Annotated in this window: 15 protein-coding genes and 1 riboswitch; of the genes, 9 read left to right on the forward strand and 6 right to left on the reverse strand. The window is 71.0% G+C overall.

Features of this window, described 5'->3' with window-relative positions; genetic code table 11:
* Positions 1 to 38: 38 nt before the first annotated feature.
* On the forward strand, positions 39 to 1214 hold the full coding sequence (locus BC793_RS11915) for an alkaline phosphatase family protein (RefSeq protein WP_373871205.1): 1176 nt from the start codon (positions 39 to 41) through the stop codon (positions 1212 to 1214).
* Positions 1215 to 1531: 317 nt separating this feature from the next.
* Positions 1532 to 1921 (forward strand): DUF3040 domain-containing protein, encoded by a 390-nt coding sequence (locus BC793_RS11920; protein ID WP_109592226.1) that lies wholly within the window; start codon positions 1532 to 1534, stop codon positions 1919 to 1921.
* A 589-nt stretch (positions 1922 to 2510) separates the two neighbouring features.
* Here the strand turns inward: BC793_RS11920 and BC793_RS11925 are convergent.
* From BC793_RS11925 to BC793_RS11935, 3 genes are read right to left on the reverse strand one after another with little or no spacing between them, the layout of a single operon-like run.
* The gene (locus BC793_RS11925; RefSeq protein WP_109592228.1) at positions 2511 to 4955 is read right to left on the reverse strand and encodes a transglutaminase TgpA family protein; all 2445 of its coding nucleotides are present in this window, start codon (positions 4953 to 4955) and stop codon (positions 2511 to 2513) included.
* On the reverse strand, positions 4952 to 6244 hold the full coding sequence (locus tag BC793_RS11930) for a DUF58 domain-containing protein (RefSeq protein WP_109592230.1): 1293 nt from the start codon (positions 6242 to 6244) through the stop codon (positions 4952 to 4954). Before BC793_RS11930 ends, BC793_RS11925 begins: the two co-directional genes overlap by 4 nt.
* Before the next feature lie 2 nt (positions 6245 to 6246).
* Positions 6247 to 7281: an AAA family ATPase gene (locus BC793_RS11935; RefSeq protein WP_109592232.1), complete on the reverse strand. Its 1035-nt coding sequence runs from the start codon at positions 7279 to 7281 to the stop codon at positions 6247 to 6249.
* A 410-nt stretch (positions 7282 to 7691) separates the two neighbouring features.
* Between BC793_RS11935 and leuS the strand changes: the two genes are divergently transcribed.
* Both leuS and aroA read left to right on the forward strand, forming a co-directional pair.
* The gene (leuS, locus tag BC793_RS11940) at positions 7692 to 10493 is read left to right on the forward strand and encodes a leucine--tRNA ligase (protein ID WP_373871206.1); all 2802 of its coding nucleotides are present in this window, start codon (positions 7692 to 7694) and stop codon (positions 10491 to 10493) included.
* A 133-nt stretch (positions 10494 to 10626) separates the two neighbouring features.
* Positions 10627 to 11880, forward strand: a complete 1254-nt coding sequence (gene aroA, locus BC793_RS11945) for a 3-phosphoshikimate 1-carboxyvinyltransferase (protein WP_109592233.1) — start codon at positions 10627 to 10629, stop codon at positions 11878 to 11880.
* Between the two features lie 1856 nt (positions 11881 to 13736).
* Here the strand turns inward: aroA and BC793_RS11950 are convergent.
* From BC793_RS11950 to BC793_RS11960, 3 genes are read right to left on the reverse strand one after another with little or no spacing between them, the layout of a single operon-like run.
* Positions 13737 to 14462 (reverse strand): TVP38/TMEM64 family protein, encoded by a 726-nt coding sequence (locus tag BC793_RS11950; RefSeq protein WP_109592235.1) that lies wholly within the window; start codon positions 14460 to 14462, stop codon positions 13737 to 13739.
* Between the two features lie 53 nt (positions 14463 to 14515).
* Positions 14516 to 15229, reverse strand: a complete 714-nt coding sequence (locus BC793_RS11955; protein WP_109592237.1) for a type 1 glutamine amidotransferase — start codon at positions 15227 to 15229, stop codon at positions 14516 to 14518.
* Complete coding sequence (locus BC793_RS11960; RefSeq protein ID WP_109592479.1) at positions 15219 to 16439, reverse strand: MurT ligase domain-containing protein; 1221 nt, start codon at positions 16437 to 16439, stop codon at positions 15219 to 15221. Before BC793_RS11960 ends, BC793_RS11955 begins: the two co-directional genes overlap by 11 nt.
* 380 nt (positions 16440 to 16819) lie before the next feature.
* A riboswitch (cyclic di-AMP (ydaO/yuaA leader) is annotated at positions 16820 to 17010 on the forward strand.
* Positions 17011 to 17016: 6 nt separating this feature from the next.
* Between BC793_RS11960 and BC793_RS11965 the strand changes: the two genes are divergently transcribed.
* From BC793_RS11965 to BC793_RS11985, 5 genes are all read left to right on the forward strand, one after another.
* On the forward strand, positions 17017 to 17829 hold the full coding sequence (locus BC793_RS11965; RefSeq protein ID WP_170167229.1) for a C40 family peptidase: 813 nt from the start codon (positions 17017 to 17019) through the stop codon (positions 17827 to 17829).
* Positions 17830 to 18391: 562 nt separating this feature from the next.
* A complete protein-coding gene (gene mraZ / locus BC793_RS11970; protein ID WP_043523825.1) occupies positions 18392 to 18823 on the forward strand; it encodes a division/cell wall cluster transcriptional repressor MraZ in 432 nt (143 codons plus the stop codon).
* Positions 18824 to 19064: 241 nt separating this feature from the next.
* Positions 19065 to 20144: a 16S rRNA (cytosine(1402)-N(4))-methyltransferase RsmH gene (rsmH, locus tag BC793_RS11975; protein WP_203896117.1), complete on the forward strand. Its 1080-nt coding sequence runs from the start codon at positions 19065 to 19067 to the stop codon at positions 20142 to 20144.
* Positions 20141 to 20788, forward strand: a complete 648-nt coding sequence (gene ftsL, locus BC793_RS11980; protein WP_109592241.1) for a cell division protein FtsL — start codon at positions 20141 to 20143, stop codon at positions 20786 to 20788. The genes rsmH and ftsL overlap by 4 nt, the downstream gene beginning before the upstream one ends.
* Before the next feature lie 6 nt (positions 20789 to 20794).
* Positions 20795 to 23062 carry a penicillin-binding transpeptidase domain-containing protein gene (locus BC793_RS11985; protein ID WP_109592243.1) on the forward strand — a complete coding sequence of 756 codons (2268 nt, stop codon included), beginning with the start codon at positions 20795 to 20797 and terminating at the stop codon, positions 23060 to 23062.
* The last annotated feature ends 35 nt before the right edge of the window (positions 23063 to 23097 follow it).

Raw genomic sequence — 23097 nt, forward strand, 5'->3', positions numbered from 1 at the left:
ACCACCGGCTCCTTCAGCGGGGTCGTCCCGGAGCGGTCGTGACCACCGGGGGCGGGCGGGAGTTGCCGCCGGTGCCCGAGGACGGGCTGCCTGCCGAGGCCTTCCTTCCCGTGACGCCCGCCTACGGCGCCGGCAGCCTGGCCGACCTGATGCCGAGCGTGTCCGCGGTGCTCGGGATGCCGGGGGCGGTGGACGTCCTCGGCCTGAGCGAGTCGCTGGCCGGGGTGGACCGGATCGGGGTGCTGCTGGTGGACGGCCTCGGGGCGTACCAGTTGCCGACGGCCGCGCCGTTCGCGCCGGTTCTCGCGTCCCTCTCCGGCCGGACCCTGACCACCGGATTCCCGTCCACCACACCGGTCAGCCTGGTGACCGTCGGCACCGGCGTCCCGCCGGGCGTGCACGGGATCCTCGGCTTCACCGTCCGGCGGCCGGACGGGCGGACGGTCAACCACATCCACTGGGGCGACGACCCGGACCCCTACCAGTGGCAGCCGGTCCCGACCGTGCTGGAGACCATGGCGGCCGCCGGGATCGCGGTCACCCTGGTCAGCCGCTCCCTCTACCGGGGAACCGGATTGAGTCTCGCGGCCAACCGGGGCGCCCGCTATCACGTGGCCGACGACGGCCCGGCCGTGGCCGAGGGCATGCTGGCGGCGCTGCGGTCCGGGCCCGGCCTGGTCTACGGCTACCACCCCGACATGGACAAGGCCGGCCACGAGTACGGCGTCGCCTCCCCGGCCTGGGAGGAGGCGGCCCGCGGCCTCGACGCGATCCTGGACCGGCTCGTGCACGAACTGCCGCCGGGCGCCGCACTGCTGCTGATCGCCGACCACGGGCAGCTCAACGTGCCCGCCGAACGCCACGACCTGGCCACCGGCCCTCTCGCCGACGGGCTGGCCGCGGTGACCGGCGAGCCTCGGGCCCGCTATCTGCACGTCACCGACGGGGCGCTGGACGACGTGCTGGCCACCTGGCGCGGCGTACTCGGTACGGACGCCCGGGTGATGCGCCGCGACGAGGCGATCGCCGAGGGCTGGTACGGCCCGGTGGCCCCGTCCCACGCGGGCCGGATCGGAGACGTGGTGGTCCTCTGCCAGAACCGGGCGGTGGTGGTCGCCTCCGGCTGGGAACCGCCGATGGCCGGCCGGCTGGTGGCCTACCACGGATCGGTCACGGCGGCCGAGATGACCGTACCGCTGTTGATCGTCCGATAAGATCTATTTGCGTCAGTCGATTTGTCCGCCTTCCGGCGGCAACTCTGCAGATCATGTATTGAGGCAGCTCACGGCGCGTGATCAGGGCCACATGCTGCGGTGACGGACGCGTTGTGCGGCCGGGTGATCGGTCTTTTGGGACGAACCGATCTTCCGGACATGGAAAATCACCCGCACTCGGCGGTCGTCCCGCTTTCCGACCCGCCAAGCCGCTCGTAGACTTGCGTGGTAAGGCAGCCGACGGCTGCCCCGCATCATCACACCTGCACCACCCCGACCCCACCACGGGGCCGGACATGCGCCCGGGGAGGAATGCCGTGCCGCTCTCGGAGCACGAGCAGCGGCTGTTCGATCAGATCGAGCGGTCGCTTGCCGAGGACCCCAAGTTCGCCTCGGCTGTGCGGGCCAGCGACCCGCGTTTCCACGCACGGCGCCGGCTCCTGGTTGCCGCGTTCGTGATCGTCACCGGCCTGGCGCTGCTCGTCTACGGAGCCGTCAGCCAGAACACGCCGCTCGGCGTCGCCGGATTCGTCGTGATGCTCGGATCGGCGGCCTTCGCCATGCAGTCACGCCGCCGCATCCAGGCGCCCGACCTGAAATCGGTCGGCGGCACCGCGTCACGGCGCACCCGCCAGAGTCGCAAGAGCGGCGGCTTCCTCGAACGTCTCGAGGACCGCTGGCGCCAGCGCCCGGAGGGGCATCGCTGACCCAGCCGAGCCGGCTCTGATCCGGCTCCCGACGAACGGCGGCCGATCCCGGCCGCCGTCGTCGTGCTTCCGCACGCCCGGTTCCGCTCCCGGCCCGCGCTCATGCCACTTCGCGCCTGCGCCGTCCCGCGCCCGAGGCGGCTCGCCTCGGGAGGTGCCTCGCGCCCGAGTCGGCTCGCGTCCGCGACGGCTCGCCGTTGGAGCCTTCTCCCGGCCCGTGTCGACTCGTGCCTGTGCCATCTCGCGTCCGCAGCGCCTCGTGGCTCGTGCCGTCTTGCCGACCGCCCGTCCGTTTCGCGCGAACGATGCGACGGGTGCGCCCATGCCGGGACAACCGCATACGCCCGGCGGCCGCGCTGCGGCCGTGATCCGGGCAGGCGTCGCGTGGTAGCCCGGGAACGACCTGTGTTCGGCAGGGCGGGCTGGCCGTACAGAAGAGGTGTCCGCCGGACCGAAGGTGTGCGCCGAACCGAAGATGCCGGCTGTACAAAGATGCCGCCCGCCCGAAAAAGGTGAAGGCGCCGTTGGGGAAACGGCGCCTTCGGCGGAGCTGGTGGTTCCGGCCGCCGGATGCGGCCGGACCAGGTGATCAGCGGGTGCGGGTCAGTAGCCGGCGGGGGTTGAAGCGGGTCAGCGACTCACGAAGGCCGGCGAGGCGTTCCGCGGACCTGGTGGACCACTCGCCCATGCCCCGGCGCCAGCTGAGCAGCACCGACGGCGGCAGCAGCGTGGCGCGGAGACGGATCCGGCGGGAGACCGATCCGGACATGCCGGAGCGGATCCGGCGGAGTGCCGACGTCAGCTCGGCGCCCTGGAGGGGTTGCCGGGCGTAGCGGGCGCGTTCCTCGGCCGTACCCAGCAGGGTCGCGGCCTCGGCCGGCTCGCCGGTCAGGGACAGGTCCCGGACCAGGCGCTGCGCGGTGACCCGTGGCGTCTCCGTCGGGTCCACCGGGACCTGGAAGTCGACCATCGAGTCGACCAACTCGTCCCACGCGGCGTGGGCGTCCTGGCGGGCCCGGCCGGTCTCTCCGGTGACGGTCAGGTCGGTGATGCCCTCCGCGGACAGGACCACCGGTGCTTCGGGGGCCGTGGCCGCATGCCTGCGCCTCCGCACCAGGACCCGGCGCAGGGCCGGGACCAGCAGGAGCGCGAGCACCAGGGCGATACTCGCGGCGATCCACAGGCCGGTCCAATCGGTCGTCTCGGTGGCCTGGCCGGTGGTGCCGCCCTGCTCCTCGCCGACGCCGGACTTGTCGGGGCCGTTGGCGGCGCCCGGGTCGCCGGACGAGTCCGGGACGGGTGCGCCGGCGTCCGCCGAGGTGGACGCGGTCGGGGCGGGCCGGTCGACGTCCGGCGCCCAGTTCGACGCGGAGCGGGCCGAACCGGTCACCCCGGCGGCCGGGGTGGCGTCGAACGGCACCCAGCCGAAGCCCTGGAAGTAGACCTCGGTCCAGGCGTGCGCGTTGCGGTTGGTGATCGTGTAGGTGCCCTCGCCGCCCGGGGTGCCGCGGGTGAAGCCGAACGCCACCCGCGCCGGGATGCCGGCTGCCCGGACCATCCAGGCCATCGCCGCCGCGTACTGCTGGCAGTAGCCGGCCTTGTTGTTCAGGAAGTCGGCGATCTCCGAGGCCTTGCCGGTGGTCTGGGTGGCCAGGCTGTACCGGAAGCCGTTGTCCTTGGAGAACCAGTTGTAGATCGCGCGGACCTTGTCGTAGTCCGTGGTCTTGCCCTTGATCAGGCTGGTCACCGCGGCCTCGACCGTGGCGTCGCCGGGGGTGGCGGTGTAGGCCATCAGCGCGTCGTTCGACGCCAGTGACGGGGCCTGCCGCAGCTGGTCGGCGGTGTACCGGGCCCGCAGATACGTGATGTCGTACTGCTGGTCACGGGTGGTGGTCCGGCCCGAGTAGAGCACCTGCTGGTTCTGGTCGTACGCCCACGAGCCCTTGAGGTCGCTCACCCCGAGCGCGTACGTGTACAGCGGCGCCATGTTCTGCTGAAGATCCTTGGAGACCTCCACCCGGGCCCGGTGCTCGGTGTAGGTGCTCAGCCGGGTGGCCGCCTGCCGCCGCGGATCGGGCAGGCCCAGATTCAGCGCGCCGCCCCGGGGCGACTCGTTGCCGAACCCGTTGTCGGTGAGTACGTCGGCGATCGCGAACCGCAGATAGAACGGTTCCGGCTCGTCGGTGGTGACCTTGAGCAGCGGAATCGTCGTGGTGTGGTTGAGCTGCCCGCTCAGCGAGGCGAACAGGTTGATCCGCCCGCCGGGGCCGTTGCCGCTGCCCGCCCCGGCCCCGGAGCCGCTCTGGGTGAGCTGGGTGAGCAGGCCACCCTCCACGGTCGGCACGGCCAGCGGCAGCACCACGGCCACGAGCATGCCGGCCACGCCGATCCGGCGGCCGGCCGCGGCCAGCGGGGACGGCTCCCAGACGTCGACGTCACGGCCGTCACCGGTGAAGCGGCGACCGAACCGGCGCACCCGGTCGACGTTGTCGGCGACGAGCAGCCACATGAAGCCGGCCGCGCCGATGACGAACGGGATCGCCGGGACACTCTCGGTGTAGACGGCGACCGGGATGGAGTAGATGGCCAGCATCGGCAGCCCGGCCAGGGCGGGCCGGCGGAACACGGCGGTCAGCAGGTCGACCACGATGGTGACCGCGCCGACACCGAGGACCGCGACGAACAGCAGACCGTCCCGGTCGGGGACCGGCACCCCGAAGGCCCGGGTGTCCTCCCCGGCCTGCCGGATCAGCTCCGCGAAATGGGCGAAGGTGTCCGGCTGCGGGATGATGATCTCTTTCCCGCTCGGGAAGATCCAGGTCAGCGCGAGGAGCAGGGCCAGCGTCATGCTCGCCGCCTGCGCCCACGTCGGGAACCGGAACGTCCTGGTGGTCACGGCGGCGCCCTCGATCAGCGCAACGGTGACCAGGCAGTACATGATCCAGGTCCAGGACTCGAAGATCGCGGTGAGCGGGGCGGCGGCGAGAAGCGTGGATCCCGCGGCCACCAGGCCGAGACGACGGCGCCCGGTCATCGGATCACCCCGCTGACCGTCGTCTCCGCCATCGCGGCGCGATAGGCGAAGCCCTGCGAACCGCGGGCCACACTCGGCCAGAGGGTGGCCAGGGTGTCGCCGTGTGTCACCGGCACCGACCGCCAGCCCGCCCGGACCAGGGCCAGCGACGCGGCGGCGTGCTCACGCTCCGCCTCCGCCATGCCCGACGGCACCCAGGTGGAGGAGTCGATCGCGAAGCCGATACAGGTCGCGCCGTTGCCGCGCAGGCCGCTGAGCAGCTCCGCCTCGGCGACCGTCAGCGCGCCGAACAGGCCGATCACCAGCCCGCCGTCGTTGCGCCGGCGGACGTGCTCGATCAGCACCGAGACGTCGCTGTTCTGGTCGGACTTCACATCGGCCAGAGTGTCCAGGATCAAGCCCTCACCACCGCCCTCGATCGCGTCGATGTCGGTACCCGAGCCGGTCACCAGGCGCACCTTGTAACCGGCCTCACGAAGATGGACCGCGACGCTGGCGGCCGCGGAGACGGCCCACTCGAAGCTCGCGGTCGGACCCTCACCACGGTGGGCGAAGGCCCGGGTGTCCAGCACGACCGTGGCCCGGCTCTCCCAGGGCTGCTCCTCGCGGCGGACCATCAGCTCACCGGTACGGGCGGTCGACCGCCAGTGCACCCGGCGCAGGTCGTCGCCGCGCCGGTACTCCCGGGTGGCCGCGTCGTCCTCGCCGTGCACCGCCACCGACCGGGCCCGGCTCTCGCCGGTCCCCGCATACTCGCCGGCGAGCCGCACCCGGGGGAGCGTGAACACCTGCGGGATCACGGTCAGCCGGTCGACGCTGGGGAACGAACGGGTCAGCTCGCACAGCCCGAACGGGTCGGTCAGCCGCACCATCAGCGGGCCGATCGGGTAGCGGCCGCGCACGTCGGCACGCACCGTGTACGCCACCGAGCTGGCCTGGTGCGCGCCGAGGCGCTCCAGCACGACCCGGGGGCGGCTGCCCAGCGCGTACGGCAGGCGGTCCTCCAGCAGCATGGTGCCGGTGGGCAGCCGGGACAGGTTCTGCAGGCGCAGGATGACCCGCGCGCTGGACCCGACCGGTGTCCGGGCCGGCTCCAGCGAACGGGTGCACGCCAGCTTGTACCGGCTGCGCCCGACATACCAGGCGGCCAGCAGCGGCAGGACGGCCAGCAGCACCGCCACCCGCAGCAGGTCACTCTCGCCGAGGATGAGCGCGGAGACCGCGGCGGCGACCGCCGCGGCCAGGAACGAGCGGCCGCGCGTGGTGAGTCCCCGCAGCGCCTCCCGCATCCTCACCGCCCCCGGGACTCGTAGGAGGCGCGGCCGTCCCGGGTGTCGTACGGATTACGGGCGTGCGGCAGTGGCAGCCGGTGCACGATCTCCGAGACGATGGCGTCGGTGGTACGCCGGTTGAGCTGCGCGTCCGCGGTCGGGATGATGCGGTGCGCGAGAACCGGCACGGCCAGCGCCTGGAGGTCGTCGGGGAGCACGTAGTCACGCCCCTCCAGCGCCGCCACCGCCTTGGCCGTGCGGATCAGCTGCAGCGTGCACCGCGGCGACGCCCCGAGCCGGATCTCCGGAGCCTCCCGGGTCGCGGTGACCAGGGCGATCGCATACTGCTGGACGGCGTCGGCGGCGTGCACCGCGCGGGCCGTCTCGATCAGCCGGCGGACCGTCGCCGCGTCCGTGACCGCACGCAGATCGTTGAGCGGGTCGTGATCGTTCTGCCCGGCGAGCATGGCCAGCTCGGCCCGCGGGTCCGGATAGCCCATCGCGATCCGGGCGGTGAACCGGTCCCGCTGCGCCTCGGGGAGGGGGTAGGTCCCCTCCATCTCGATCGGGTTCTGCGTGGCGACCACCATGAACGGCGCCTGCAACTCGTAGGTCGTGCCGTCGACGGTGACCTGCCGCTCCTCCATGCACTCCAGGAGGGCGGACTGGGTCTTCGGCGACGCCCGGTTGATCTCGTCGCCGACCACCAGGTTGGCGAAGACGGCACCCGGCTTGAACTCGAAGTCGCGCGTCTCCTGGTTGTAGACGCTGACGCCGGTCACGTCGCTGGGCAGCAGGTCTGGCGTGAACTGGATGCGCCGAACCGAGCAGTCGATCGAGCGGGCGAGCGCCTTGGCCAGTTTCGTCTTGCCGACGCCCGGCACGTCCTCGATCAGCAGGTGGCCCTCGGCGATCAGGACCGCGAGAGCCAGCCGCACCGTCGCGCTCTTGCCCTCGATGACCTGTTCGATGTTGGCCATGATGGCTTGGGCCGCGGCGCGGAATTCAGCGCTCGTCAGCGGGCCTGCCGGCTCGCCCCAGGTCGGCGTTGTCACGGGCCTCCTCCATAACGTGTCTACCCCCGTAGGGCGGAGATCACCCACCGTCAAGGGCACCGTAAGGTCGCGGGCGCCCAGCGGCCGTGGGCCTCCGGCGCTCGTTGCCCGTCCCCACAGGTTAGCCCCGTCCGCGCGCAACGCCGAAAGGCCTGATCGAGGGGGATTCGGACGAACAGGGGCCATCCGCCATCCCAGGCCGGTCGCCTGTGGACAGCCGGGAGTATGTCACGCGCCCGCCATACCGGTCGCCGTCCGTGACGGACGAGGGGTATCATCCACGCATGGCTCGGTCCGTTCTGCTCCTTAGCCGGCCGTGCTGATCCGCTAGACAAGCGGGCCAGGCACGGCAACCCCTCCTGTGCGAGGGGCTTTTTTATGCCCTCTTTCAAAGACGAGACGTAGACGAGATGGTGAAGATGAGCGACACCGAGACCCCGCCTTTCCGTTACACCGCGGCGCTGGCCGGCGAGATCGAGCAGCGCTGGCAGGACTTCTGGGACGCGAACGGGACGTTCCACGCGCCCAACCCGACCGGTGAGCTGGCCGACCCCGAACACCCCCGGGCCGGGGCGCCCAAGCTGCACGTGCAGGACATGTTCCCGTACCCGTCCGGTGCCGGCCTGCACGTCGGGCATCCGCTGGGCTACATCGGCACGGACTGTTACACCCGGTATCAGCGCCAGGCCGGTTACAACGTGCTGCACCCGATGGGCTTCGACGCGTTCGGCCTGCCCGCCGAGCAGTATGCGGTGCAGACCGGCACCCATCCGGCGGTCACCACGGCGGCGAACGTCGAGCGGTACCGGCAGCAGCTGCGGCGGCTGGGCCTGGCGTACGACGAGCGCCGCTCGTTCTCGACGACCGACCCGGAGTACTACCGCTGGACCCAGTGGATCTTCCTGCAGGTCTTCAACTCGTGGTTCGACCCGGCGGTCGGCAAGGCCCGCCCGATCGACGAGCTGATCGCGTCGTACGAGTCCGGCGAGCGTGGCCCGGAGTGGGCCGGCCTGTCCGCCGTCGAGAGGCGCAAGCTGATCGACGACCACCGCCTGGCGTACGTGAGCGAGGCCCCGGTCAACTGGTGTCCCGGCCTGGGCACCGTGCTGGCCAACGAGGAGGTCACCCCGGACGGCCGCTCCGAGCGGGGCAACTACCCGGTCTTCCAGCGCAGCCTGAAGCAGTGGATGATGCGGATCACCGCGTACGGCGACCGCCTGGTCGAGGACCTGGACGCGCTGGACTGGCCGGAGCCGGTCAAGCTGATGCAGCGCAACTGGATCGGCCGGTCGCGCGGCGCCCACGTCGACTTCCCGATCGGGGACGGCCGCATCCGGGTCTTCACCACCCGCCCGGACACCCTGTTCGGCGCCACCTACATGGTCCTGGCGCCGGAGCACGAGCTGGTCGAGTCGATCATCCCGGCGGTCTGGCCGGCCGGCGCGCAGGAGGTCTGGACCGGCGGTCACGCCACCCCGGCCGACGCCGTCACGGCCTACCGCGCCGCCGCCGCGGCCAAGACCGAGGAGGAGCGGACCGCCGACGGCAAGGTCAAGACCGGTGTCTTCACCGGCGCCTACGCGACCAACCCGGTCAACGGCGAGCAGGTCCCGGTCTTCATCGCCGACTACGTGCTGGCCGGCTACGGCACCGGCGCGATCATGGCGGTGCCCGGGCACGACGAGCGCGACTTCGACTTCGCCACGGCGTACGCGCTGCCGGTCGTCCGGACCATCGAGACGCCGGAGGGCTTCGACGGCGCCTATGTCGGCGACGGCGTCGTGATCAACTCGGGCTTCCTGAACGGCCTGAACAAGGACGAGGCCAAGGCCGCCATGATCGAGTGGCTGGAGGCCGAGGGCAAGGGCCAGGGGGCGACCACCTATCGCCTGCGCGACTGGCTGTTCAGCCGCCAGCGGTACTGGGGCGAGCCGTTCCCGATCGTCTACGACGAGACCGGCCTGCCGATCGCGCTGCCCGAGTCGATGCTGCCGGTCGAACTGCCGGACGTCGACGACTTCTCGCCGCGCACCTTCGACCCGGACGACGCGAACTCCGAGCCGGAGACGCCGCTGTCCCGCAAGAAGGACTGGGTGCAGGTCGAGCTGGACCTGGGCGACGGGCTGAAGACGTACACCCGCGAGACCAACACCATGCCCCAATGGGCCGGTTCCTGCTGGTACGAGCTGCGCTACCTGGACCCGAAGAACGAGAAGGTCCTGGTCGACCCGGAGAACGAGGCCTACTGGATGGGCCCCCGCACGCCCGGTGACGCCGGTGGTGTCGACCTGTACGTCGGTGGTGTCGAACACGCGGTCCTGCACCTGCTGTACTCGCGTTTCTGGCACAAGGTGCTGTTCGACCTGGGGCACGTCTCGTCGTTCGAGCCGTTCAAGAAGCTGTTCAACCAGGGCTACATCCAGGCGTACGCGTTCCGTGACGCCCGCGGCATGATCGTGCCGGCCGACGACGTCGTCGAGCGGGACGGCAAGTGGTACCTGGGCGACCAGGAGGTCTACCGCGAGTACGGCAAGATGGGCAAGGGCCTGAAGAACGTCGTCACCCCCGACGAGATGTGCGAGCAGTACGGCGCCGACACGTTCCGGGTGTACGAGATGGCGATGGGCCCGCTGGACGTCTCCCGTCCCTGGGACACCCGTGCCGTCGTCGGCTCCCAGCGGTTCCTGCAGCGCGCCTGGCGCCTGGTCGTCGACGAGGAGACCGGCGCCGTCCGGGTCGGCGACGAGCCGCTGGACCCGAAGACCCGCAAGATCCTGCACCGGATCATCGCCGGCGTCCGCGAGGACCTGGAGGAGCTGCGGTTCAACACGGCCATCGCCAAGCTGATCGAGCTGACCAACACGCTGACCCCGATGGGCACGGTGTCGCGGGAGGCCGTCGAGCCGCTGGTGCTGATGATCTCGCCGTTCGCGCCGCACCTGGCCGAGGAACTGTGGACCAGGCTGGGCCACGAGGGCTCCCTGGCGTACACGGCCTTCCCGGTCGCCGACCCGGCCCAGCTGGTCGCCGACGCGATCACCTACCCGGTGCAGGTCAACGGCAAGGTCCGCGGCCGGGTCGAGGTCTCCCCGGACACGACCGAGGACGAGGTACGCGCGGCCGCGCTGGCCGCCGTCGCCGAAGTGCTGGCCGGCAAGGAGCCGAAGAAGGTCATCGTGGTCAAGGGGCGCCTGGTCAGCGTCGTCGTCTGATCACTGGCCGGCCCGTCCCCGCGCCCGGTCGGCCACCGCCCCCCGCCGCCCGCTCCACGGGTTCGGCGACCACTGTTCGGAACGGCCCGCCTCCGCTGCCGGGGGCGGGCCGTCCGCCTGTTTGGATGGGCACATGCCTGAGGTGCTGTCCGTCGAACCGCTGACCACGCCCGTCGACGCGACCGTCCGGCCGCCCGGCTCGAAGAGCATCACCAACCGTGCTCTGCTGTGCGCCGCCCTGGCCCCCGGCACGTCCACCCTCACCGGGGTGCTCTTCGCCGACGACACCCGCGCCATGATGGGCGCCGTCGCCGCGCTCGGCGCCACCGTCGTCACCGACGAGCAGGCGTGCACGGTCACCGTCACCGGCATCGACCCGGCGGTGTCCGGCGGCGCCGGCACGATCGACGCCCGCCAGTCCGGGACCACCTCCCGCTTCCTCCTGCCGGCGGCGGCCCTCCTGCCCGGGCGCACCGTCGTCGACGGGACGGAGCAGCTGCGGGCCCGCCCGTTCGGCCCGGTCCTCGACGCGCTGCGGCAGATCGGCGCCGAGGTCGACGAGCTGGCCGCGCCCGGCTTCCTGCCGGCCGCCGTCACCGGGCCCGCACACGGCGGTCCCGTCGAGGTGAGCGGCCACATCTCCAGCCAGTTCCTCTCCGGGCTGCTGATGGCCGGGCCACTGATGGCACGCGGGCTGTCCGTTTCACTGACGTCGCCACTGGTCTCGGTCCCCTACGTGGAGATGACCAAGGCGGTGATGGCGGCGTTCGGCGTCACCGTCGACGGGCTCGACGTCACCGCCGGCGCCTACCGGCCCACCCGCTACGCGATCGAGCCGGACGCCAGCGCGGCGTCCTACTTCCTCGGTGCGGCGGCCATCACGGGCGGTCGGGTCACCGTTTCCGGCCTGGGCGCGGAGAGCCTCCAAGGGGATGTACGGTTCGCCGACGTCCTGGAGCGGATGGGGATGTCGGTGAGCCGTACCGCGGACTCGTTGACCGTCCGCGCCACCGGCAGCCTCCGCGGCGTCGACGTCGACATGGCCGACATCTCCGACACCGCACAGACGCTGGCCGCCGTCGCCGTCTTCGCCGACTCCCCGACCCGGGTCCGCGGCATCGGCTTCATCCGCGGCAAGGAGACCGACCGGATCGGCGCCGTCGTCACCGAACTCCGCCGCGCCGGCATCGACGCCATCGAGGACGCCGACGGTTTCACCATCCACCCCGGAGTGTCGCAGCCGACCCGCTTCGCCACCTACGAAGACCACCGCATGGCGATGAGCCTCTCCCTGATCGGCCTCCGAACCCCCGGCATCGAGATCAGCGACCCGGGCTGCGTCGCCAAAACCTACCCCGCCTACTTCACCGACCTAGCCACCCTCTGACCCCTCACCCCACCCCACCCCACCGCCACCCGCACCCGCACCGCACCCGCGCCCACCACCCGGCTCGTGTCACCGCCCGCGCTTCGGTCCCGCCCGGTTTCCACCGCCAACGTCGCGGCCCGTCGCCCCCCTCGTGCGGTTTCCATCGGCCTGCGTCACGGTCGGTCGCCCCTTTCGTCCGGTTTCCGTCGGCGTGCGTCGCGGTCTGTCGGCCGGTTTCGTCCGGTTTCCGTCGGCCTGCGTCGCGGTCTGTCCCCGGTTTCGTCCGTTTCCCCATGGGGGTGCGTCGCGGTGTGCCGCCCGGTTTGGTCTGGCTCCCATCGGGCTGCGTCGCGGTGTGTCGCCCGGTTTCGTGCGGTTTGAAACGGCCTGCGTCGCGCTGTGTCGCCCGGATTTTGTTGGCTTCCGTTGCGGTCTATCGCCCGGATTCGTCTGGTTTCCATTTCCCTGCGTTGCGGTCTGTCTCCCCGGTTTCCGTCTATCCGCTGCCCAGCTCACACCGTCTGTCCGCAGTCCGGCTTCCGTCGAGACAGTGTCCTGCGCTCCGGTGCATGCCGGTGGCCGCCGATCTGGGGACTGACCGCGCAACGGTGAATCACGCCCGGCTGGTCCTCACCGCTGCCTCAAGCGGTGTGAGACAGCGGTGACGGCCAGCCAGCCATCTCTGCTCGGCCGGCCCGGCATGGCTCTACTCGGCTGGCCCGGCGAGATCGGCGGCTACCGCGGCATGCAACGGAACGCAGGACACTCCCGCCGATCTTGCCCGACCCGCCATCACCTCCTGTCTCAAGACCGCCGAACCAGCGCTGGCAGCCAGCGGAAGGGATCCCGCTGGCCGTCACCGCTGTCTCGCGGCGCTCGAGACAGCGGTGGGGGCCAGCCGGGCGGGATCCGGCTGGCTGTCACCGCTGTCTTAAGCGCGCTGACACAGCGGTGGGGACCAGCCAGGGGTGATTGAGAATTGCGCGGGTGGTCCCTGCTTCGGCTTTCACTGGCCTGGGGCAGCTTTCGCGCGTCGCTGACAAGCGGCCGTTTGCCGCGGTTGCGGTAGCCGGCGCACACGATTGCGGATCGTGGTGTCTCGTCGTCGCTATCACGGTGACGAGCGCACACGGAAGGCCGATCGTGTGCGCTTACCCGTGTGATGGCAACGATGGGGGCACACGTACCGGGATGGTGTGTCCTGGCCGTCGTTGTCACCGCGGGTTTGCTGCCTCGGTGGAGATCGAGTAGTCAGCGTGCTTGTGGTGACTCGGGTGGCCCCCGCGGTAGATCACCACGGGAGTGGCTTCGATGAGCGGGCAGCCAGCCCGGCGGCCGCGTTGTGGTCCTGGCCCGGGGCTGCGTCGCGTGGACCCGGCGGAACAGGATCTTCGCGGTTGTCGGCGGGGTGGCCGTACAAGAAGGGCGGTTTTGGAGCGAAGTACGCCTTCGGTGAGTCGCCGGCCGGTTGTGAGATCGGGTGGCGTCGCGGGGTGACGTCTTCGGTTGGTCGCCGACCAGGCGTGAGGATCGGTGGCGTCGCGAGGCGATGGGCAGCTGTTGGCCAGCCCGTCGGAGTTGGTCCGGCCAATCGGTGTGGTCCGGCCAGTCGAGGTGGCCCACCCAATCGGAGGTAGCCCGCCATCGGAGGTAGCCCGGGTAATCGGAGGCAGGCCGGCCAGCCAAAGGTAGCCCGGACGGGACGGCCGGTGGCCGGGCGGAGCGGTGGGTCGCCTGGCGGGGCAGTGGGGGCTTCCGGCGGGCGGTGGGCCGCCTGGCGGGTGAGGGAAGTCGCCTGGCGAGTGGGGGAAGTCGCCTGGGGGTGAGGGAAGTCGCCTGGCGGGTGGGGGAAGTGGCTCGGGAGGTGGGTGCGGTCAGGCGGGGGTGGCGTCGCGGCGGGCGGTGTGTCGCCAGCGGAGGATGATCGCGGTGGAGAGGATGAAGCTGATCGCCGCCGGGGCGAGGGTCAGCAGGTTCATCTCGCCGGGGGCGGCGACCGCGGCGCCGATGATGGCGTAGGTGACCGTGGACGGGATGGCGGCGATCGTGGTGCCGATCAGGTAGCGGTTGCGGCAGACGCTGGTGGTGCCGTAGGCGTAGCCGACCAGGCCGAACGGGGCCAGCGGAAGGAAACGGACCAGCAGGACCGCGGCGAGGCCCCGGCGGTTGAGCCAGCCGTCGAGGCGGGCGAGGCGGCTGCCGGCGCGGGCCTGAAGGGCACCGCGGCCGGCCCAGCGGCCCGCGTAGTAGGTGGCGACCGCGGCGATCACCGCGGCGGCCAGAGCGGCGGCACCGCCGGTGACGGCACCCAGGAGGGCGCCGCAGGTCATGGTGATGAGCGTACGCGGCACGAGCACCGACAGCAGCATGCCGCCGAGGACCGCGACCGCGACGACCGCGCTGGGGCCCATCGCCGACAGTGTCTCGGCGATCTCCTTGAGCGGGAGGAGCGCGGCGACACCGGCGAGAGCTGCCACGCCGGCTGCGAGCAGGGCGAACCGGATGAAGCGTCGTCTCCACCCGGTGGTGGGGCCGGCTTGCTCAACTGCCTGAGGGTCCGCGGGCTCGGTGCCCCGCGGGGCGATCAGGTTGTCGGTCATGCAGGCCTACCGCCCCAACTGTCGTCGGTTATGGACAAGGTCTCAGGATCGGGTCACGCCGGGCTCGCCGCGGCCAGTCGTTCGGACCGGAGCCGGTCGGCCCAGGTGTCGTCAAGAGGGGCAAGCCTATCCGCGCCGGTCGCCCATCGCAGTAGCAGATCGGCTATCGCCGGGTTGCGGGCGAGCGCCGGGCCGTGCGAGTAGGTGCCGAGGATCTTGCCGGCCCAGGCGCCCTCGGTCTGGCCGTCGTTGCCGATCCCGGCGGTCACCCGGGCCAGCGGTGCCGCGTGGGCGCCCAGGTGAGTACGCCCGCCGTGGTTCTCGAAACCGGTCAGCGCGGGCAGGCCGAGCCGTGGGTCGATCTCACCGCGGAGTTCGCCGACCGCCCGGGTCTCGCCCCGGTCGGAGCTGATGTCCAGCAGTCCCAGTCCGGCGCACTTGGCCCCCTTGGCAAAGAACGAGTGACCGAGCAACTGGTAACCGGCGCAGATGGAGAGGACCGCCGCACCCTGGGCGACGGCCTGGTGGAGGCCGCCGTCGGCGAGGAGGCGCTGGGCGGCCAGGGCCTGCGGGCCGTCCTCACCGCCGCCGATCAGGTAGATGTCGGCGGTGTGCGGCATCCGCTGGTCGGAGCGGACCTCGTAGGTCTCGGCCGGGATGCCGCGGTCGGCGGCGCGGCGGGCGAGGATCAGCATGTTGCCGCGGTCGCCGTAGGTCGAGAGCAGATCGGGGTAGATCCACACGATCCGCAGGGCCTCAGTTGACACGGTCCAACTCCGCTCGGATGTCCTGGAACGCCGTGTAGTTGGCGATCACCTCGAGGCGGCCGGGCGGCACCGACCGCAGCGCCTCGTCGAATGTCTGTACGTGCCGGAACTGCACCTGGTTCACCTGGAGCCGCACGGCCAGGTCGTACGCCCGGTCGCCGGTGATCAGCACGGGGCGGTCACGCAGCGGCGAGAAGTCGACGTCGTAGAGCCACGACGTGTCGAGCCCGTCGGGGTCGCGGGCGTTGATGGAGAGCAGGGTCGGCGCCTGGTCGGCCATGTCGAAGGCCTCCAGCCAGCTTGCCGGGTTCTTCGCCAGCAGCAAGCGGATGTTGCGGCCGTCACGGTCGACCTGGGCGTAGCGGCCGGCGATCGACGCCACCCGGGAGAGCCGGGGGAGTGCCTCTATCGGGCGGACCCCGAACTCGGCGGCCACGGCCAGCGCGGTGGCCGCGTTGCCGATGTTGACCCGGCCGGGCAGCTGCAACTTGACCAGGTGCCAGTCGCCACGGGGGTCGATGACGCCCTCGTCCTCGACGATCCACTGTGGGCGCGGGCGGCGCAGCGGGCAGCCGGTGCACCACCAGTCACCCTGCTGGCGCTCGATCGGGTGGCCGCTCTCCGGGCAGACGAACGAGTCGTCGAGCCAGCGCTGGCCGGCGCTGAACCAGGTGATCTGCCGGCTGCCGGAGGCCGCCCACACCACCATCGGGTCGTCGGAGTTGGCGACCACCCGGATCTCGGGGTGGCCGGCGAGTGCCGTCTTCCACAGCTGCGCCATCATCGCCACCTCCTTCGCCCGGTCGAGCTGGTCGCGGGAGAGGTTGAGCAGCGCCACGACCTTGGGCCGGGTCTGGTCGATCACCTGCGCCAGGTAGTGCTCGTCCACCTCGAGGACCGCGAAGGGGGTGTGTCCCTCCTTCGCCAGCGCGGAGGTGTGGCCGGTCGGCATGTTGGCGCCGAACGAGTTGGTGGCGACCCGGCCGAGGACGCCGACCGCGGCTGCGGTGAGCCGGGTGGTCGTCGTCTTGCCGTTGGTGCCCGAGACCAGCGCGACGGCACGGCCGGCCGCGAGGTGGGTCAGGAGGTCGGGATCGATCTTGAGGCCGATCCAGCCGCCGATCACCGAACCGTCGCCGCGGCCCGCGGCCCTGGAGAGCGCGGCCGCGGTCTTCGACACGGAGGTCGCGACCTTGGCGATGAGAGGCATTCCGTCCGTCACGCCAGCGAGGGTACCGGACTCCAACGTCACGTCGCGTTGCCAGACCGTCAAGATCACGGTGTGGACGGTGTTTTCCCCGGTCCGGGCTTTTCGGACGTCTGGCACGGTGGTGACGGGACTATTTGTGTGTTCTGTTTCACCCGTAACCATCAACTGTATGTAGCTGTGTCACTACGTAACGTGGGCGCATTTGTCACGCGGCGGTAACAAACTGGACACCGACAAGTGTGCCAATTACGCACGGTGACTATCCCCACGCTGACGATCATGGGCCGACTCGGGTACCAAGGATCAGCCGGAGGCATTCCGCCGCCGGCCGCACCGGATCGGTTCACGCCGAGCCCTGCCCCGGGCCGGACCAGTGCGACACCGCAGTTGAGCCACACCAGACAAGGCATTCGGGGGCAGGGACGGGGGACCCAATACCGGTCTTCCCCGCGCCGCACGACGTTGCGTGGCGCCGTGGGAAGACCTTGGGGTGAAGCCGCCCACCCGCGGCCGGGCACACCTTCCCGCCCGAACCCGACAGCTAACCTCGCAGGCGTGCCGGAGGGATCTCTCTACCGTGCACGAACACAGTTCGAGCCGGCGCCGCCGCGCGTCCATCGGCACCGGAACCGTCGCACTGTCCCTGGGTCTCTGCCTCTGTGCCGGGCAGTTGATCGCCGCATCACCCGCGGCGGCCGCAACGACCCCCGCCGTCACCCCGGTCGCCGCCGCGGCGGCCGCGCCGAAGGTCACACCTTCGATCTGGGCCAGTGGCGCCCGGACCGTCAAGTGGGGTTCCACCCTCAAGGTCACCGCCAAGGTGATCGACCCCACCACCAAGAAGGTCGCCAAGGGCACCGTGCGCCTTCAGGGCTACACCAACGGCGCCTGGCGTACGTGGGACACCGCCACCGTGAGGAACGGCGTGGTGTCGCTTACCGCCAAGCCGACCACCACCGCGTGGGTCCGCACGGTCTTCACCGGCAGTGGGTACAACCAGCGGGGCACCGGCAGGTTCAAGGTGACGGTCAAGGCCAGCGGCGCCAAGGTGCTGGCCGAGGCCAAGAAGCACAGGGGCGCGCTGTACAAGTTCGGCGCCTCCGGTCCCAAGCGCTTCGACTGCTCGGGCTACACCAAGTACGTCTACAAGAAGACGACCGGCAAGAACCTGCCGCACAAGGCGAACTCGCAGCAGAAGCACGGCAAGGCCGTCGCCAAGAGCAAGAAGCAGGTCGGCGACCTGATCGTCTTCCGCAACGGCTCGTACGGTTACCACGCCGGGATCTACGCCGGCAACGGCTACATCTACGACTCGCCGCGCACCGGGGCCAGGGTCGGCAAGCACAAGATCTGGAACAACAACTACGTGGTACGCCGCCTGGTCGCCTGACCGCATGACCGGAGCCCGGCAGCGGCGCAGTAAGTGCCGCATGACCGGAGCGCGGCAGCGGCGCAGTAGGTACCGCATGACCGGAGAGCGGCAGCGGTAAGTGCAGCGGCGCAGTAAGTAAGGAATAGCAATGACGCCCGTGGGGCGTGACCCGGACCTGGGTCACGCCCCACGGGCGTCTGTCGTGTCCGGGCGATGTGGAGTCCGCGATGGGCCTCCCTTCTCCTCCCCGGGCGGCCCCACTTCGCTCCACCGGGGCCGGAATCCGGTCCTCGCCGGGCATTTCGGCGGGTGTTTTCCGCCGGCGACGCCTCGATGTCGGAAACCGGACGTTGTTGATCATGGTCACGCCCTCCACTCGGCCCCACCGCCTGTGAACTGGGATTACGTCCGTGAGAACGGCTCGTGAGGGTTTGCTTTTGGGTTGCAGGTGGAGGGAAGTGGAGTAGAGTGGGGCGCAGTGGCAGGGCGGAGGAGCGACGCCGGACCTGCCGGCCCGAGTTGACAGGCGACCAGCTCCCTCCGCGATGGGGCGGCCGCCACGGCAAAGGGGTGGGGGCCGATGTTTCTCGGCACGCACACCCCGCGCCTGGACGAGAAGGGCCGGCTGATCCTCCCGGCGAAGTTCCGTGATGAGCTGGCGGGAGGTGTCGTGATCACCAAGGGACAGGAGCGCTGTCTTTACGTGTTCCCGATGCCGGAGTTCCAGCGCATCGCCGGCCAGCTGCGCGAGGCACCGGTCACGAACAAGGCGGCCCGGGCTTACAGCCGGGTCTTCTTCGCGAGCGCGCACGACGAGGTTCCCGACAAGCAGGGCCGGGTGACTATTCCGGCCCATTTGCGGGAGTATGCCAGCCTTGGTCGTGATCTCGTGGTGATCGGCGCGAGCACCCGGGTCGAGATCTGGGACAAGCAGTCCTGGGATGACTACCTCTCGGCGAGCGAGGAAGAGTTCGCCGACATCGAGGAGGGGGTGCTGCCCGGCGGACTGTAGGGCGTGGCACTCGGTGGGCCGCTGGTCTCGGCCCGGACGCCACTGCCGCCGTACTGCGAGATCTCCAGCCGCTCCCGCTCCTGGCGCCTCTTCCCCGGCGCCAGGCGCGTGTCCGGGGCCGGTTCGCCGGCCCGGGACATGAGAGCGGATGGGGATCTGGCGGTACGGACGGGCGACCGGGCCGGGCGGTAATCGGTGACGAACGAGTGAGACGCGAGCGGGCACGGCAATGGGGGTCGACATGGGGGAGCCGCGGGGCACGCACGTGCCGGTGTTGCTCGAGCGCTGCCTCGAGCTGCTCGATCCCGCCCTCACGCTGCCGGGCGCCGTCCACGTCGACTTCACGCTGGGTCTGGGCGGGCACGCCGAGGCGGTCCTGGAGCGGTATCCCGACGTCGTCCTGATCGGACTCGACCGGGACACCGAGGCGCTGGCCCACTCCCGGCACCGGCTGCTCCGTTTCGGTGATCGCGCGCACCTGGTCCACGCCGTCTACGACGAGCTGCCGCGGGTTCTCGAGGAACTGGGGATCCCGGCGATCCACAGTGGGCTCTTCGACCTCGGGGTCTCGTCGTTGCAGCTGGACGAGGCGGACCGCGGCTTCGCGTATGCGCAGGACGCGCCTTTGGACATGCGGATGGACCAGTCTCGCGGGATGACCGCGGAAGAGGTCGTCAACACGTACGAGCCGGGTGATCTTGTTCGCGTTTTGCGGCAGTACGGCGAGGAGAAGTTCGCGCCGCGGATCGTCTCGTCGCTCGTGCGGGAGCGGGCGAAGGGGCGGATCACCTCCACGGCCCGGCTTGCCGAGCTCGTGAAGGACGCCATTCCGGCCGCCGCGCGGCGAACGGGTGGAAATCCCGCAAAAAGGACATTCCAGGCACTACGCATTGAGGTGAACAGGGAGTTGGAGGCGCTCGAAGGGGCGGTTCCGGCCGCTCTGGACGCGTTGGCACCGCACGGGCGACTTGTGGTGATGAGCTATCAATCGCTGGAGGACAGGATCGTCAAGCGCGAACTCGCCGCGAGGTCGCGCAGCACCGGGCCGGTCGACCTTCCGGTCGAGCTCCCGGGCACCGGTCCCAGCCTCCGGCTCCTGACCCGCGGGTCGGAGCCGCCCAGCGAGGCGGAGGTGGCGGCGAACCCGAGGGCGGCCTCGGTGAAGCTGCGCGCGGTGGAACGGATCGACGAGCAGGAGCAGGCGAACAAGTTCGAGAAGGCGTTCGGAGCCGGCCGCGAGCGGCCCCGAATGTCTACAACGCGTGGGGGACGAGGGCGGATACGCCCTGGGGCGAAGGTAGAGGGGGAGGGACGAGCATGAGCGAGCGATCCGAAGCGCCGCGGTCGGGGGGCCGATCGGCGCAGCCGCGCACCACGCGCCGGAGCAGCCGCGATGCCGAGACCACGAAGGGTGGTGCGCGGGGGGCGCGCCGGCCCGAGCCGGCCGACACGCGCCGGTCAGGGATCCGGAGCCGGGGGGCTCAGGATCCGGCCGCGCCGGTCGACGGCGCCACCGCGCTGTCGATCGAGGTGACCGGCGACACGCCGCCGATCCCGGGCCGTCCGCGGCTCTGGGTGGCGCCGCCGCTGCCGGTGCGGGCACCGCGCGCCACCTTCGCCGCGGCGATCATCGCCGTGGTGCTGGTCGGCGTGGTCGGCATCCTGCTGATCAACACCAAGACCATGGAGCAGTCGTTCCGGCTGGACGCCCTCCGTAAGGAGAAGTCCGCGCTGGACCAGCGGCAGCACGACCTGGAGCGGCAGATCGTCGACGCGTCCGGGCCGGGCAAGCTGCACGCCGCCGCGAACCGGCTGGGCCTGGTCCGGGCCGACAAGCCGGCGGTCATCTGGCTGCCGAACGGCGACATCGTGGGGATGCCGGTGCCCGGCAAGGGCCCGACGGCGCCGACCACCGACGACGGTCTGCGCGAGAGCGGCGCGCCGTCCACCGCGGTCGAGCGGTAGGCCCGCATGTCGCCGCGAGCCGACGACGAGACACCGCGCCGGGGCACTTCACCCCGGCGCGGTTCGTCGCGTGACATGCCGGGTGACGAGCCGGAGGAGACTCCGCGCGACAACCGGCGCGGCCGTTCCAGCATCGGGGAGGCGCGCGCCTATACCCCGCGGGGGCGGACCGTGGCCGAGCGTGGCCGGCTGCCGCGCGACACCGGCCGCAACACCGACCCGTTCCGGCCGGCACTCCAGGTGCTCGACGGCGGGGAGAGCGGCCAGCGGACCCGGGGACGCGGCCGGACCACCGAGCCGCCGCCCCAGCGCGAGCAGGCCAAACCCCGTGAGCAGACCAAACCCCGCGAGCCGGCCAAGCCGCGGGAGCAGCCAGCACCCAGGACGAAGACGCGGGAGCCGGAGAAGACCCGCGAACGGGCCCGGACCCGGGAACCGCAGCGGTCCCGGGAACCGGAGCGCCGGAGGCCGGAGCCGCGGACCAGGGAGAAGACCAGAAGGCCGGTCCCCGCGGAGCCGCCGAAGCTCGCCAGCAGCAGCCGGCGACTGCGGCTCGGCACCGTCCTGGCCCTCTCGCTCTTCGTCACCATCGGCGTACGGCTCGTGGTGTTGCAGGTCGCCACCTCCCCGGAGGAGGCGGCCAGCCTGCTGGAGCTGCGGGAGAACAGGCTGACCAGCGTCACGCTGCCGGCCCCGCGCGGCCGCATCCTGGACCGCAACGGCAACGTTTTGGCGCACAGCGTGGAGGCGCGGTACGTCTACGCCGACCCGGAGAACAAGAAGCTCCAGGAGGACGTCGCCGGCACCGCCGCGAAGCTGGCCCCGCTGCTCGGCGTCCCGCATTCCGAGCTGGTCGAGAAGATGCAGCGCAAACAGGTGATGGGCCAGTGGTCGAAGTTCCGTTACCTGGACCGTGGTGTGGACCTGCCGATCGCCGACCGGATCGACGCCCTGAAGCTGCCCGGCATCTACACCCACTCCGACGAGCGGCGTGACGTGCCCGGTGGCGACCTCGCGTCGAACCTGATCGGGTTCACCGGCGAGGAGGGCCGCGGTCTGGAGGGCCTGGAGGCGCGCTACGACGACCTGCTGCACGGCGCCGACGGCAAACGGGTCTTCGAGATCGGCACGGGCAAGCTGAACAAGCCGATCCCGGGTGGGTTCCAGCAGGACGTCGAGGCCCGGCCGGGTAGCTCGCTCCAGCTCACCATCGACCAGGACCTGCAGTTCCAGGTGCAGCGGGTGCTCGACGCGGCGGGCAAGAAGAAGAACGCGAGGGTCGGCGGCGCGGTGGTGCTCGACGCCCGTACCGGGGAGGTGCTGGCCCAGGCGAGCTACCCCCTGTACAACGCGGCGAAGCCGAACGCGGTCGACCCGATCGAGCGGATCGACATGCCCAGCAGCGTCGTCACCGACCCGGGATCGAGCCACAAGGCCTTCATCTTCGGCGCGGCCCTCCAGGAGGGTCTGGTCAAGCCGGACGAGGTGATTGCGATCGGCCCGGCGATCAAGAAGGGCGACACCCTTTTCAAGGACACCCACCCGCAGGACAAGGGCACCCGGATGACTCTGCCGGGATTGCTCGCCTTCTCCTCGAACGTGGGAACCATCCTGCTCGCCGACCGGCTCGGCCCGGACAAGGTCTACGAGTACCAGCAGAAATTCGGGCTGGGCAAGGCGACCGGTGAGGGCATGCCGGCCGAGGCGGACGGCGACCTGCTGGAGACGGCCGACTGGAGTGGATCCTCCTACGGCTCGGTGCCGATCGGGCACAGTGTGTCCGCCACGCTGATCCAGATGGCCGCCGGGTACGGCGCGATCGCCAACGACGGCGTCTACATCCAGCCGCACCTGATCAAGGCGACCATCTCCGGCGAGGACGGCACCGAGACCCCGGCCGCCGCGCCGTCGACGCACCGGGTGCTGGACACCGAGGTGGCCCGGGAGCTGCGCCTGATGATGGAGGCGGTGACCACCGTCAAGGACGCCACCGGCCTCGCGGCCCAGGTCCCCGGTTACCGGGTGGCGGGTAAGACCGGCACCGGCAAGCTGCTCGTCAACGGCCAGTACACCAGCAACAACGCCAGCTCGTTCGTCGGCATGGCCCCGGCCGAGAACCCGCGTTACGTGATCGCGGTGTCGATGGACGTCAGCAGCGGCGGCGGCGGTGACGTGGCGGCGCCGGCGTTCAGCGAGATGATGTCCTACGTCCTCCTCCAGAACCACGTGCCACCGTCCGGTAGCGAGGCACCAGATTTCAAGATCAAGGAATGACGCGGGTCGCATGGCGTTGACGACGGCCCGTCGAA

The organism is Actinoplanes xinjiangensis (genome assembly GCF_003148685.1).
Classification (GTDB): Bacteria; Actinomycetota; Actinomycetes; order Mycobacteriales; family Micromonosporaceae; genus Actinoplanes; species Actinoplanes xinjiangensis.